This window comes from Modicisalibacter sp. 'Wilcox' (assembly GCF_010993675.1).
GTDB classification, from domain to species: domain Bacteria; phylum Pseudomonadota; class Gammaproteobacteria; order Pseudomonadales; family Halomonadaceae; genus Modicisalibacter; species Modicisalibacter tunisiensis.
Genome location: NZ_WNXF01000004.1, coordinates 84,326 through 96,814, shown reverse-complemented (window position 1 = coordinate 96,814; position 12,489 = coordinate 84,326). Strand labels below are relative to the sequence as shown.

At 68.9% G+C, this 12,489-nt stretch carries 11 protein-coding genes; 4 read left to right on the top strand and 7 right to left on the bottom strand.

The genetic code is table 11. The features are described 5' to 3' along the window. Positions 1-304: 304 nt before the first annotated feature. Entirely contained in the window at positions 305-787 is a 483-nt protein-coding gene (gene slyD, locus G7A98_RS05130) for a peptidylprolyl isomerase (RefSeq protein ID WP_163648413.1), read from the top strand. A gap of 67 nt (positions 788-854) precedes the next feature. Here slyD and G7A98_RS05125 read toward each other — a convergent pair whose 3' ends face one another. Both G7A98_RS05125 and G7A98_RS05120 read right to left on the bottom strand, forming a co-directional pair. After that, on the bottom strand, positions 855-1,496 hold the full coding sequence (locus G7A98_RS05125; RefSeq protein ID WP_163648412.1) for a CDP-alcohol phosphatidyltransferase family protein: 642 nt from the start codon (positions 1,494-1,496) through the stop codon (positions 855-857). A gap of 15 nt (positions 1,497-1,511) precedes the next feature. Continuing rightward, positions 1,512-3,674 (bottom strand): bifunctional TVP38/TMEM64 family protein/FAD-dependent oxidoreductase, encoded by a 2,163-nt coding sequence (locus G7A98_RS05120; RefSeq protein WP_240464677.1) that lies wholly within the window; start codon positions 3,672-3,674, stop codon positions 1,512-1,514. A gap of 128 nt (positions 3,675-3,802) precedes the next feature. Between G7A98_RS05120 and msrA the strand changes: the two genes are divergently transcribed. Further along, on the top strand, positions 3,803-4,405 hold the full coding sequence (gene msrA / locus G7A98_RS05115; protein WP_163648410.1) for a peptide-methionine (S)-S-oxide reductase MsrA: 603 nt from the start codon (positions 3,803-3,805) through the stop codon (positions 4,403-4,405). 9 nt (positions 4,406-4,414) lie between these two features. Here the strand turns inward: msrA and G7A98_RS05110 are convergent, their stop codons facing one another. Continuing rightward, complete coding sequence (locus tag G7A98_RS05110; protein ID WP_163648409.1) at positions 4,415-5,620, bottom strand: MFS transporter; 1,206 nt, start codon at positions 5,618-5,620, stop codon at positions 4,415-4,417. 92 nt (positions 5,621-5,712) lie between these two features. Here G7A98_RS05110 and G7A98_RS05105 point away from each other — a divergent pair, with 92 nt between their 5' ends. Then, positions 5,713-6,600 (top strand): LysR substrate-binding domain-containing protein, encoded by an 888-nt coding sequence (locus G7A98_RS05105; protein ID WP_163648408.1) that lies wholly within the window; start codon positions 5,713-5,715, stop codon positions 6,598-6,600. Positions 6,601-6,610: 10 nt separating this feature from the next. Here G7A98_RS05105 and G7A98_RS05100 read toward each other — a convergent pair whose 3' ends face one another. Both G7A98_RS05100 and G7A98_RS05095 read right to left on the bottom strand, forming a co-directional pair. Next, the gene (locus G7A98_RS05100) at positions 6,611-7,183 is read right to left on the bottom strand and encodes an NlpC/P60 family protein (RefSeq protein ID WP_240464676.1); all 573 of its coding nucleotides are present in this window, start codon (positions 7,181-7,183) and stop codon (positions 6,611-6,613) included. 233 nt (positions 7,184-7,416) lie between these two features. Beyond that, positions 7,417-9,867, bottom strand: coding sequence for a DUF1266 domain-containing protein (locus tag G7A98_RS05095; RefSeq protein ID WP_163648406.1), 2,451 nt, complete (start codon positions 9,865-9,867; stop codon positions 7,417-7,419). A 237-nt stretch (positions 9,868-10,104) separates the two neighbouring features. Here G7A98_RS05095 and gabT point away from each other — a divergent pair, with 237 nt between their 5' ends. Continuing rightward, positions 10,105-11,382, top strand: coding sequence for a 4-aminobutyrate--2-oxoglutarate transaminase (gabT, locus tag G7A98_RS05090; protein WP_163648405.1), 1,278 nt, complete (start codon positions 10,105-10,107; stop codon positions 11,380-11,382). 103 nt (positions 11,383-11,485) lie between these two features. On the opposite strand, the gene G7A98_RS05085 is transcribed toward gabT, so the two are convergent. Both G7A98_RS05085 and G7A98_RS05080 read right to left on the bottom strand, forming a co-directional pair. Beyond that, complete coding sequence (locus tag G7A98_RS05085; RefSeq protein ID WP_163648404.1) at positions 11,486-11,731, bottom strand: GlsB/YeaQ/YmgE family stress response membrane protein; 246 nt, start codon at positions 11,729-11,731, stop codon at positions 11,486-11,488. A 60-nt stretch (positions 11,732-11,791) separates the two neighbouring features. Continuing rightward, a complete protein-coding gene (locus G7A98_RS05080; RefSeq protein WP_163648403.1) occupies positions 11,792-12,337 on the bottom strand; it encodes a DUF924 family protein in 546 nt (181 codons plus the stop codon). Positions 12,338-12,489 lie beyond the last annotated feature (152 nt).

Genomic DNA, 12,489 nt, shown 5'->3' with positions numbered 1-12,489 from the left:
AAGGCCCTGCCGGATGTCCTGACGGCAGGGTACCCCCGCCCCGGGAGACGCGCAACCAACGCGGCGGCGCTCACGGTGCGGCCATGCGCCGCCCGCTCGGTGGCACGAACGCCGTCGCCCGACACCCTCCTGCCCCGGCACCGAAGCCCGGCGGACGACGCCTGACGGGGGCTGCAGCCCGCCTTGTTGAATCACGGTCATGTCGTGCCGAGGGGACATGAAAAAATTCCCCCCGCCCCTGACAGCCCCGGGGCGAGACGTTACCATGAGCCTGACATGCACATACCGAAAGGTTCATCACATCATGCAGATTGCGCAGAATTCCGTTGTCGCGTTCCACTACACCCTGACCAACGACGCGGGTGAAGTGCTGGACAGCTCGGAAGGCCGCGAGCCGCTGACGTATCTTCACGGTGCCGGGAACATCATTCCGGGGCTCGAGAAGAAGCTGGAAGGTCACCAGAGCGGCGATAAGCTGCAGGTGGACGTCAGCCCCGAGGAAGGCTACGGCGAAAAGCAGGACGCCCTCGTCCAGGAAGTGCCGCGCGACGCCTTCCAGGGTGTCGAGAGTGTCGAGCCGGGCATGCAGTTCCAGGCTCAGACCCAGGGTGGCCCGCTGATGGTCACCGTGACCAGCGTGGAAGGCGACACCGTCACCGTCGACGGCAACCATCCGCTGGCCGGCCAGCAGCTCAACTTCGACGTCGAGATCGCCGAAGTACGTGAAGCCTCCGCCGAGGAAATCGAGCACGGCCACGTGCACGGCGAAGACGGCCACGAGCACTGAGGATCCACGTTCCGCCAGCGGCGGACACGTGACCTGACGGGGCAGCCTCTGGCTGCCCCGTTTTCGTTTATCGGGCCCGTCCCGCCCCCTCCCCCTCGAGCCGCCGAAGCGTCCGATACCCGCCCCAAAGCCGGGTCGCGGTAGTGATCAGGCAGGCAATGGTGAACACACCCGACAGCACGACGAAATGCCCCGGCCACAGGCAGAAGGCCACGAAGGCCAGGATGGTTTCCGTGCCCTCGGTGAGCCCGTCGAGGTAGAAGAAGGCCTTGTGGGGAAAGTCCGGCCGCTCGAGCCGGTGACGCGCGGCCACGATGGCAAAGGCCAGGAAGGAGCTGGCGGTGCCCATGAAGGCGAACAGCAGCCAGGCGGCCGCCAGGGCATTCGCGGCGGGGTCGGCCAGCGCGAAGCCGAGCACCACGGCGGCGTAGAAGACGAAGTCCAGGCCGATGTCGAGAAAGCCCCCGGCGTCGCTGGCCCGCCGGGTGTGACGCGCCAGGGCGCCGTCCAGGCCGTCGGCCAGGCGGTTGAGCAGGATGACCCCCAGCGCCGCACCAAACCATTGACCGGCCAGCAGCGGCAGTGCCAGCAGCCCGACGGCAAACCCGCCGACCGTGACCTGCCCGGGCGTGATGCGCATCCGGGCCAGCCCGCCGGCCAGGTAGCGCAATGGCGGCTGGGCCCAGCGGGCCGTCCAGCGATCCAGCATGTCGTCTCCTCGTCGTCAGTCGCGAGCGGCGCCGCGCCGGCGCCAGGCGAAATAGCGCCCCAGCAGTCCCAGCAGCCGATCGGGCTTGTGGGCGTTACGCCAGGCGCCAGCCGTGGCCTTGGCGGCCTCCGCATAGGTGGGATAGGCATGGATCGTGCCCAGCAGCTTGCCGAGGCCGAGGCCGTGAGTCATGGCGAGGGTGAACTCGGCCAGCAGCTCCCCGGCGGCATCGCCGACCACGCTCACGCCGAGGATGCGATCCTTGCCGGGCACCGTGAGCACCTTGATGAAGCCCTCGGTCCGCCCGTCGACGATCGCCCGGTCGAGTTCACTGAAGGCGTAGCGGGTCACCTCGAAGGCCACGCCCCGGGCGGTGGCCTCCTGCTCGTTGAGGCCCACCCGCCCGACTTCGGGTTCGGTGAAGGTCAGGGTCGGCAGATTGCGGTCATCGACCGCAAAGCGCCGGAACTCGCCGAACAGGGCGTTGATCGTGGCGTGCCAGGCCTGATGCGCCCCGGCATGGGTGAACTGATGGGGGCCGGCGACATCGCCGCAGGCCCAGATGTTGGCCTGCAGGCTGCGCAGGGTGGCATCGACCGTCACGGTGCCCCGGGGACCGAGCTCGATGCCCAGCGCCTCGAGCCCCAGCCCCGCGACGTTGGCCTCGCGACCCACCGCCAGCAGCAGATCGGAGAACGGCAGCCGCTGCCGGGCGCCCTCCCCCGACTCGACCACCAGACAGCGCCCGCTCGGCATGGCCGCATCGCGCTCGACCCGCAGCGCCCGGGTCTGCAGGTGAACCTCGACTCCCTCGGCGACGAGACGCGCGCGCAGCGGCTCGCTGACGTCCGCATCCTCGCGCGGCAGCAGTCGCGCGGCGCGCTGCACCAGCGTGACCCGGCTGCCCAGGCGTGCGAAGGCCTGGCCCAGTTCACAGCCCACCGGGCCGCCGCCCAGCACCAGCAGGTGCTCGGGCAGGCGCTCGAGCCGCCAGAGCGTCTCGGTGGTCAGGTAAGCGCCCGCCTCGAGCCCCGGCAGGTCGGGAACGCGCGGACGCGCCCCGGTGGCGAGAATCACGTGACGGGTGGTCAGCACCCGCTCGCCCACTCTCACCTCCCAGGGGGTCTGCAGGTACGCCGCCCCTTCGACCACCTCGACGCCCAGCCCCCGATACCGTTCGGGGCTGTCATGGGGCGCCACCGCCTCGATGGCCCGGTGCACGCCGGCCATCACCGCGGCGAAGTCGACGCGCGGCCCCTCGACCTCAATGCCCCGCGCCGGCGCCTCGCGCACCCGCTGGGCCAGCCGCGCGGCGCCTATCAGCGCCTTGGACGGCACACAGCCGGTGTTCAGGCAGTCCCCGCCCATGCGCTCGCGCTCGACCAGCGCCACCCGGGCCTGCAGGGCGCTGGCGATATAGCTGGCCACCAGGCCGGCCGAGCCGGCGCCGATCACCACCACGTCGTAGTCGAACCCTTTCGGCCGTGGGTAGCGCTTCGTCAGCCGGCGCCGCTCGAGCCAGGTCGCACCGCGCCGGGCGAGCAGCGGGAACACACCCAGAAGCACGAACGAGGCCACCAGGGTGGGCGACAGCACGTCACCGACCGCATCGACCTCGCCGAGCGCGCGCCCGGCATTCACGTAGACCACGGTGCCCGGCAGCATGCCCAGCTGGCTGACCCAGTAGAAGGTGCCGGCCCGCATCCGCGTCAGCCCCATCACCAGGTTGATCACGAAGAAGGGAAACAGCGGTACCAGCCGCAGCGTGAACAGGTAGACGGCCCCCTCGCGGCGAATGCCGTCGTTGATGCGTTGCAGCTGGCGGGCGAAGCGCCGCTCGACACTCTCCCGGGCCAGCCAGCGCGCGACCAGAAAGGCCAGCACGGCACCGATGCTGCTGGCAAACGAGACGATGACCACGCCCTGCACCAGGCCGAACAGCGCCCCCGCCAGCAGGGTCAGCAGCGCCGCGCCCGGCAGCGAGAGTGCCGCCATCAGCACGTACCCCGCGAAGAAGCCGCCGGCCACCGCCAGCGGCTGGGCGGCGAACCACGCCTGAAAGTCGGCCTGACGCGCCTTGAGGGTTTGCAGCGTCAGCCAGTCATCGGCGCCGGCCCAGAAGAACAGCGCGATGACTAGCAGCAGCGCGAGCAGGGCAGTCAGGCGAGATCGCGTCACGGGGGACTCCTCGTCGGTAGAAGGTAAGGTGCATCCATCAAGCCATGCGCACCGTACCGTTATACTGACGAACTCGCGTTGCGGATTCACGCGAGCGCCCTTCATCGACGATTCAAGAGGTTCCTGCCATGCGTCTCGCGACCCTGACCCTGCTGCTCGTGCTGGTCGCCGGGAGTCTCCCGGCCCAGGCCGGGGAGACCCGCATCGCCACCTTCGCCGGCGGCTGCTTCTGGTGCGTCGAAGAGGCCTTCGACCAGGTCGATGGTGTCGTCAGCACCACCTCGGGCTACACCGGCGGCGACCAGCGCAACCCGACCTACCAGCAGGTGTCGGCGGGCGGCACCGGCCACGCCGAAGCCGTGAAGGTGGTCTACGACCCGCAGCAGGTGGACTATGCCACCCTGCTGCAGGCGTTCTGGCACAACATCGACCCCTTCGCCGAGAACCGCCAGTTCTGCGATGTCGGCAGTCAGTATCGCAGCGCGATCTTCTATCACGACGAGCAGCAGAAGCAGCTCGCCGAACAGAGCCGGGACGCTCTGGCCAAGCGCTTCGATCGTCCGATCAAGACGCAGATCGTCCCTGCCGGCGACTTCTGGGCAGCCGAGACCTACCACCAGGACTACTACCGCAAGAACCCCATCCGTTATCACTTCTACAAGGCCGGCTGCGGTCGCGAGGCACGCCTGAAGGAGATCTGGGGCGACCAGGCCGGCCGCCCCGGCGAGTGAAGCGCGGGATTATCCCCCCTGGGCGGTGGCGGCCTGCGGGCGCCGCTCGCGCCGCCACAACCACACCGCCGTGGTCAGCGTCACCAGCAGCACCAGCCAGGAGCCCGCCACCACCGCCGGCCAGCCGCCGGCCTGCCACCAGGGTTCCAGATAGAAGCCGCCGAGACTCGCGCCCAGGTAGTAGCACACCAGGTACAGGGCCGAGGCGGTCCCGCGCGCCTGGGTCGCCTGCCGACTCACCCAGCTCGAGGCCATCGAGTGGCAGAAGAAGAATCCGAAGGCGTTGATGGTCAGCCCCGCCAGGATGCCGGCCAGCGACTCGCTGAGCGTGACCAGGCTGCCCAGCATGAAGATGCCGATCCCCAGCAGCATGCACAGCGGCTGGGCCAGCCGCTGTGCCACGCGCCCGGACAGCGCCGAGCCCAGGGTGCCGCCGAGGTAGGTGACGAAGATCATCCCCAGCCACTGGGTGGTCAGGGCGTACGGCGCCTCGCTCAGGCGAAACGTCATGTAGCTGTACTGGTTGATGAAGATCAGGAAGTTCAGCCCGCCGATCAGATAGGCCGCCAGCAGCAGCGGGTTGCCCAGGTGGGCGCGCATGCCGCCGAGTGCCACGTCGAGCCGCAGCGAGGCCGGCCGGAAGTTGCGCGCCGGCGGCAGCAGCCGCCAGAAGACCGCCAGGCAGACCAGGCTCAGCGCCCCGACGGTCAGGAAGCTCGCCTGCCAGCCGCCGTACTCGCCGGCAAAGCCGCCGACCACCCGACCGCCGATGCCGCCCAGGGTATTGGCGCTGATGTACAGCCCCACGGCCAGCATCAGGGCGCGCCGGTCGAACTCGTCCCCCATCCAGGCAATCGCCACCGCCGGCAGTCCGCCCAGGGCCAGCCCCTGCAGGGCCCGCAGAACCAGCAGGCTGGTGAAATCAGGCACCCAGGGCAGCAATAGCGAGCACAGCGCCGCTACCAGCAGGCTCACGCGCATGATCGCGCCGCGGCCGATAGCGTCGGAGAGTGGGCCGTAGATCAGCAGTGAACCGGCCAGGGTCAGCGTCGCCACGCCCATGACCATGGCGCTGGACAGCGTCGAGACACCGAACGCCATCCGCAGGTCGGGCAGCAGCGGCTGGGCGGCATACAGATTGACGAAGACGGTGAAGGAGCCCAGGCAGAGTGCCAGCGTGGCACGCCACCAGTCGCGACTGTGCGCTTCGATCATGTGTCTCTCCAGCAGTGACGGGCGCATAGCATCGCCCATCGCGCTATCATCGGCCAAATAGTGCTTGAAGATGATAACGATCGGATTTTGTGATGCCCCTGCCCTTCGACCTGCGGGCCCTGCGCGTCTTCCTCGCCGTGGCCGACCACGGCGGCTTCACGCGCGCCGCCCGCGCCCTGCATCTGGCCCAGTCCGCGGTCAGCCAGACCGTCGCCACGCTCGAGTCACGCCTGGAGCTGACGCTCTTTCACCGCCACGAACGACGCATCACCCTGACGCCGGAAGGCGAATTGCTGCGGGACAAGGCGCGCGCCCTGCTGGAACATGCCGACGCGGTACACCTGGCGATGCGCGAGGTTCACGGGCTGGTCAAGGGGGAGGTGCGCATCGGGATTCCCTCGATGCTGGGCTCGTACTACTTCCCGCCGCTGCTGATGGGCTTCAAGGCCCGCCATCCGGGGATTCGCCTGACGGTCGTGGAGGCCGGAACGCGGCGCCTGCAACGGATGATCGCCGACGGCGAGCTCGACCTGGGCGTGGTCATCTCGGCCCCCGAGCTGACGTCGCTGGAGCAGCATGAGTTGCTCAGCGAGGAGATGGTGGTCTGCGTGCCGCGGGAGCATCGCTTTGCCGCACGCCGGAGCGTGACCGCCGAGGAGGTCTTCAACGAGCCGCTGGTGCTCTTCCAGGACGGCTACTTCCACCGCGAGTTCGTCGACCGCCTGGCCGGCGAACTCGGGCGTCAGCCGCAGATCGCCTTCCAGTCCAACCTCATCGCGCTGACCAAGGCGATCGTGCGCCAGGGCTTCGGCATCACCACCTTCCTGCGCCGGGTGGTGACCGAGGCGGATCTCGCCGCGGTATCCCTGGATCCGCCCGCCTGGCTCAACCTGTCGCTGGCCTGGTCACGCGGCGCCTATCTGTCCCGTGCGGAAAGTGCCTTCGTCGACTTCGTGCTCGAACATCGCGACCAGCTGTGACGCCCGCCGCTCACTCGCGGGCCAGCAGCCACCGCTGGGCCAGCTCCACCCGCGGCAGCGGGCGCCGCGCCTGCCAGTAGTAGCGGCGCCAGTAGACGTTGTCGAGCCGCGAGAGCTTCACTCCCCGGGAGGTGGAGGCATGCAGGAAACGCCCGCTGCCGACATAGACCCCCACATGGTTGTAGGGCCCGGGCGGACGGAAGAAGACCAGGTCGCCGGCCTTGAGATCGTCGCGAGTGACCTGCTCACCCTCACGTACCTGGTCGTCGGTGGTGCGCGGCAGGGTCACCGCAAACGCCTCGCTGAAGATGCGCTGCATCAGTGCCGAGCAGTCGATGCCGTGGCGGCTGTCTCCGCCCAGCACATAGGGGGTACCGACCCAGCGCTCGTGCTCGTCGAGCAGCGCCTCGCGGACCAGCCCGGGCGACGCCCGCCGGAATCGCAGCACCTGCTCGGCCAGACGATCGGCGGGTCCGTCGCTTCTCGGTGACGGCCCCGCAGCCGACTCGCGCGGCGCGGCGGACTGGGTTGACGGTGTGGCGGCACAGCCGGCCAGTAGCCCGGCCATTGCCAGGGCGGACACGCAGACACGAAGCATCCAGCGACCCCATCGCGACGCAGGAACCGACCCGCCGTGACTTCCACGGGCAGCATGTCGCTGGGGGAGTGATGCCCGGGCACCACTCCCTCAGCGGCCTGATGTCGGCCCTGACCGAACAGTGAATTGGTGCGGGACTTGCGCCCCGAACCCTCCGACCGATGATAGGCAAGCCCGACGGGCTTGTCATCCGCGACCAACGGCTGCCCGGGGGCGTGTCAGTGCAGCGTGCGGGCATCGCCCGGCAGGGTGTCGATGTGCAGGGGCGACGAATGACGCGGCCGGGTCCCGGGAAAGTCGAGGCTCGCCCAGGCACCGGCCAGCGGCGGCGCCCCGCTCAGCCAGGCCGTCAGCGCCTGCCGGAAGCTGTCGAGCAGCGCCTGGCGGTCCTCGGTCTCGCCCATGAAGAAGGAAAAGCCGGCATACAGGCCGCGGGCATAGTCCCGCCAGTTGCCATAGTGCGTGCGGGCCAGGCCCAGGGCGGTGTCCAGCAGCGCCTCGTAGGTATCGCGATCGAGCCAGCCCATGCCCCGGCCGGCCGCGGCGATGTCCACGGCCTGGGCGACGTCCCAGGCGGTCATGTCGATGTCGTTGCAACCGTCGACATTGTCCCGCACCCGCCGCAGCCGCAGCAGGTGATTGCGCGCCTCCTCGTCGCAGTCACCGGACTCGAGGATGGCGATCTCCTCGTCGAGTCGTCGCGCATTGAGGGTGTAGGGCGCGTAGTTGATCTGGTATTCCTGACGATCGCCCACCTCGAGCAGGAACGTCAGGAAGTCGCCGAGTTCCGCGGCACTGTTCAGGGCGTACTGCGACTCCAGCCATTCACCCAGTGCCGTCTGCTCATGGCGGCTTTCCGGCTGCGGTTCCGCCCAGGGGCCGGCATTGAGCGGCCCCGCCAGCGCCAGCGCGGTGAACCGCTCCAGCGAGGGGCGCGGGCCGGGCTCGCGCCAGGCCACCTGCCGCCAGTCCAGCCAGTGAAACGGGCTGCCCGGATCGTCGCGGTGCCAGCGGATCTCGTGAATCAGCGTATCGTCGGGCAGCTCGGGCAACGCCGCCTCCCAGACCGCCCAGGCATCGAGCAGCCGCCGCGCGTCGGGGTAGAAGCGGCACAGCACGCCCCGCAGCGACTCGGTCAACGCGGCGATGCCGTCAGGGTCGAAGTCACCGCTGTCACTCGCCATCAGCAGGTAGAAGGCGTATTTCTCGGCCATGTAGATCGTGGCCGCGTGGCGGGCACAGCGTTTGAGGCCGTCGCGCTGGGCCACCGCCTCGGGCGCCGGACGGCCGAACCCGGTTTCCAGCGAGGGCAGCGTGCCGTGCATCGCGTCCGCGGCTAACTGGTTGAGATGATGCACCTGAGCCGGCAGCCAGAACCGTGCCATGCCCTGCACGCCCTCGTCGGGAAAGAGTCCCAGCGTCTCCTGCAGATAGCGGCGCACGTCCTGCTGCCGCGAGACCTCGATGGGCGTGACCACCCCCTGCCGGTAGAGCAGGTCGGGTTCGCGCACCGAGGCCAGCGCCAGCAACCAATGACGCGCCTCCTGCCGCCAGCCACGCATCGCCCGGCGCGAGGCCTCCCGAGCCGGCTCGTCGAGCAGTTCGGCCAGCGGCACCCGCCAGGGACTGAGCGGCGAGTGCAGCAGCAGGGCCCAGTCCCGGGCGTGCGAGGCCATGCCATCGCGCCCGTCGAACAGGCTGCGCCCTCGCTGATAGGCCAGGGTGACGGCGGTCCAGTCGCTGTAACGCCGCATCAGCAGGTCGGCCGCATGTCCGGCGAACTGCTCGGCTTCCTCGGGCTCGAGCCAGCCCAGGGCGGCACCCGCACAGGCCAGATCCACCAGTCGCAGCCAGTCCCAGGCCGCCCACTCCAGCGGCTCGCCCCGCGACAGAAACCCCAGCATGACCTTGCCGTAGCGGCGCTGCTCACCCAGCCCATTGAGCCATGCCTGACGCGCGTCGCCGTCCATCTCGAGCAGCCGCGCCGCATCGATGTCCCAGCTGTAGCGATGCCCCTGCGAGGCCAGCCACAGCAGCACGCGGATCAGCTCGTCGCGCCCGCGGATCTGCCAGCCCTGATCCAGCCAGGTCGCGGCATCCGGCCAGTCGGGAAGGCGGCTCGGCGGCAACACCAGCAATGGCGCGAAGGCGGCGCGAATTCGCCAGGCGCCCGGCGCCTCGGGCCACGGCGTGCCCGAAACGCGGCGGTTCAAGGCGTCGTCCAGATGCGCCCAGGTAACGCCATCACCCTCGGCCTCGAGAGCCGACAGGGCCTCGCCGGCCAGCGCAAAGGCCTCGTCGCCATGGTGCCAGCCCGCATCGCGGCGTGCCTGGCGCAACGCCTCCAGCCAGGCGTCCAGGGTGTCGTGATGCTGATGAATGTCACGGCCCAGGGCATGCAACCAGGCTTCCACGCGCTCGACGGGCAGCCACCGGGCCGCCGCGGCCAGTGCCAGCAGTTCCAGCGCCTCCAGCTGCGTCTGCGGATTGGCACGCCCTCCGGGGAAGGCTTCAAGAAGCCGCCATGCCAGCTCGCCGCGCTCCGGCACGCCCAGCTGGACGAGCCGCTCGGTGGCCAGGGCCGGTTCCAGCGATGTGGGATCGGGGTCAAAGGTCCAGCCACATAACACCAGCTGTTGGGCCCACCAGGCATAGAGCGGATCGACCAAGGCACACCTCTGTTGATTGGCATGAGCGGAAATTCGGGCGAGATAGTGTAGCGGAATCCCCGGCGTTCGCCGATGGCCATGACGCCCTTCGCGGCACACGTCGCGTCATGCCGGCTTGCCGGATTCACCTTCCGTGTACGACGCTTTCAACAAGCGTGCGGTCTCGGCGCCCCGCGGGACGCCGAATGAGCGTGCCGCTCCTCGCATTGCCCTTCACCCGGTACCCAGGAGGTCAGCATGAACAACGCCCAGCTCAATGAACTCAAGCAGCGCTACGTCGCCAGCGGCGCCGCCAGTCCGGCCACGCAGTTCGCCGACCGTGCGGAAAACGCCGAACTCTGGGACGCCGACGGCAAGCGCTTCATCGACTTCGCCGGCGGCATCGGCGTACTCAACATCGGGCACCGTCATCCCAAGGTGGTCGAGGCGGTCAAGGCCCAGCTCGACAAGGTGATGCATACCTGCCAGACGGTGATGCCCTACGAGGGCTACGTGCGGGTGGCCGAGCGGCTCAGCCAGCTCACGCCGGTGCGCGGCCATGCCAAGGTCATGCTCGCCAACTCCGGCGCCGAGGCCCTCGAGAACGCCGTCAAGGTCGCGCGCGCCGCCACCGGCAGGAACAACGTCATCTGCTTCGACGGCGGCTATCATGGCCGCACCTTCATGACCATGGCGATGAACGGCAAGGTCGCCCCCTACGCCACGGACTTCGGCAGCATGCCGGGCAACGTCTTCCGCGCGCCCTACCCCGTGCCCTATCACGGCGTCAGCGAAGACGAGGCGCTGCGCGGCTTGAAGATGGCGCTCAAGACCGACGCCAACCCCAAGGACACCGCGGCGATCGTGCTCGAGCCGGTACTCGGCGAGGGCGGCTTCTATGCCGCGCCGACGAGCTTCCTGGAGAAGGTCCGCGAGATCTGCGACGAGCACGGCATGCTGATGATCGTCGACGAGGTCCAGAGCGGCTTCGGACGTACCGGCAAGCTGTTCGCCATCGAGCACAGCGGCGTCGAGCCCGACATCATCACCATGGCCAAGAGCATGGCCGACGGCATGCCGATCTCCGCGGTGGTGGGCACCGACAAGCACATGGACGCCTCCGGCGGCAACTCGCTGGGCGGCACCTACACCGGCAGCCCGGTGTCCTGCGCCGCGGTGCTGGCGGTGCTCGACGTCTTCGAGGAGGAGGACATCCTCGCCAAGAGCCGGGCCCTGGGCGACAAGCTGGCCCAGCGGTTCAGCCAGTGGCAAAAGGACTTCGCCTGTGTCGACAACCCGCGCAACCTGGGCGCCATGGCGGCCTTCGAACTGGTCACCGACAAGCAGGCACACACGCCCGATGCCGACCTGGCCGGGGCGCTGTGCAAGCGCGCCCGCGAGAAGGGCCTGATCCTGCTGTCCTGCGGCCTCTACGGCAACACCATCCGCTTTTTGATGCCGGTGACCATCGGTGACGACGTGCTCGAGGAAGGGCTGGCCATCATCGAGGAATGCCTGACTGAACTGAGCGGCTGAACGACGCAACGTCGCCGGGCAGGCAAGACAGGTAAAAAAGGAGAGACAAGACGGAACCGCCGCCCGGGCACCGCGCCTCGCCCTCGAGACGCGGTGCCGGCGGTCATGACGACTTGCGCAGCTTGGCGACGGCCCACAGCAGCACCACCGCGCCGACCGTGGCGGTCACCAGCGAACCGATGAAGCCGCTCGACGACAGCCCCAGCAGGCTGAACAGAAAGCCGCCGATCAAGGCGCCGACGATACCCACCCCGATGTTGCCGAGGATGCCGAAGCCCCCGCCGCGCATGATGTTGCCGGCGATCCAGCCGGCCAGCCCACCGATGATCAACCACAGAATCAAGCCCATAGCGGCCTCCTTGCGTTGCACGATTCGTGAGGATGTGCGCTCAGGGTGCCACAGGCGCCCTCAGAAAGACGACCCCGGCTGACGCAGGAAGTCGACCTCCTCGGGCGTCGACTCGCGACCGAGAGCGGCATTGCGATGCGGGTAGCGGCCGAAGCGCTCGAGAATGCGCCGGTGGCGATGCTCGTGCTCGAGGTTGTCTTCCAGCCCCGGCTGATCGAACAGCCGCAGGGCCTCGTCGTGGATGCGCAGCGACTCGCTGTGCATGTAGGGCATGTAGAGAAAGGCCCGCTGCACCGTCTCGAGCTCGGCATCGGCGCCCGCGGCGACGGCCTCCTGCGCCAGTGCCAGTGCCTGGGCGTCCTGGGCGAAGGCCTCGGGGCGGTCGCGAAACAGATTGCGCGAGAACTGGTCGAGCACGAGGACCTCCGCCAGCCGACCGCGGGGCGAGGCGCGCCAGCTCCATAGCTCGCCGGCATGGGCCGCCTGCCATGTGGCGAGAAAGCGCGTCTCGATGCGCCGATCGAGCGCCGGGTCCTTGCGGAACCACTGGCGGGGCGCGAGCTCCCGGAACCAGAAATCGAGCACGCTTTCGTGGGCTTCGGTCATGCCAGTCTCCTCCCGGGGATTCGGCGTCGTGCCCAGGCAGGAGCCAGGGCACTCGACAGGACGCAAGCGCTTGGTCTTAAGCATATTTCAGGGCGTTTAACAATACTATGTCCGACAAATGGATAATGGCAGAATCGATTCACGCCCATATA

What these genes read in the sequence shown, in the direction of transcription:
- G7A98_RS05105 (WP_163648408.1), top strand. Translation starts at nt 5,713, where the DNA reads ATGCCCCTGCCCTTCGACCTGCGGGCCCTGCGCGTCTTCCTCGCCGTG.
- msrA (WP_163648410.1), top strand. Translation starts at nt 3,803, where the DNA reads ATGCGTCTCGCGACCCTGACCCTGCTGCTCGTGCTGGTCGCCGGGAGT.
- gabT (WP_163648405.1), top strand. Translation starts at nt 10,105, where the DNA reads ATGAACAACGCCCAGCTCAATGAACTCAAGCAGCGCTACGTCGCCAGC.
- G7A98_RS05125 (WP_163648412.1), bottom strand. Translation starts at nt 1,496, where the DNA reads ATGCTGGATCGCTGGACGGCCCGCTGGGCCCAGCCGCCATTGCGCTAC.
- slyD (WP_163648413.1), top strand. Translation starts at nt 305, where the DNA reads ATGCAGATTGCGCAGAATTCCGTTGTCGCGTTCCACTACACCCTGACC.
- G7A98_RS05080 (WP_163648403.1), bottom strand. Translation starts at nt 12,337, where the DNA reads ATGACCGAAGCCCACGAAAGCGTGCTCGATTTCTGGTTCCGGGAGCTC.
- G7A98_RS05085 (WP_163648404.1), bottom strand. Translation starts at nt 11,731, where the DNA reads ATGGGCTTGATTCTGTGGTTGATCATCGGTGGGCTGGCCGGCTGGATC.
- G7A98_RS05110 (WP_163648409.1), bottom strand. Translation starts at nt 5,620, where the DNA reads ATGATCGAAGCGCACAGTCGCGACTGGTGGCGTGCCACGCTGGCACTC.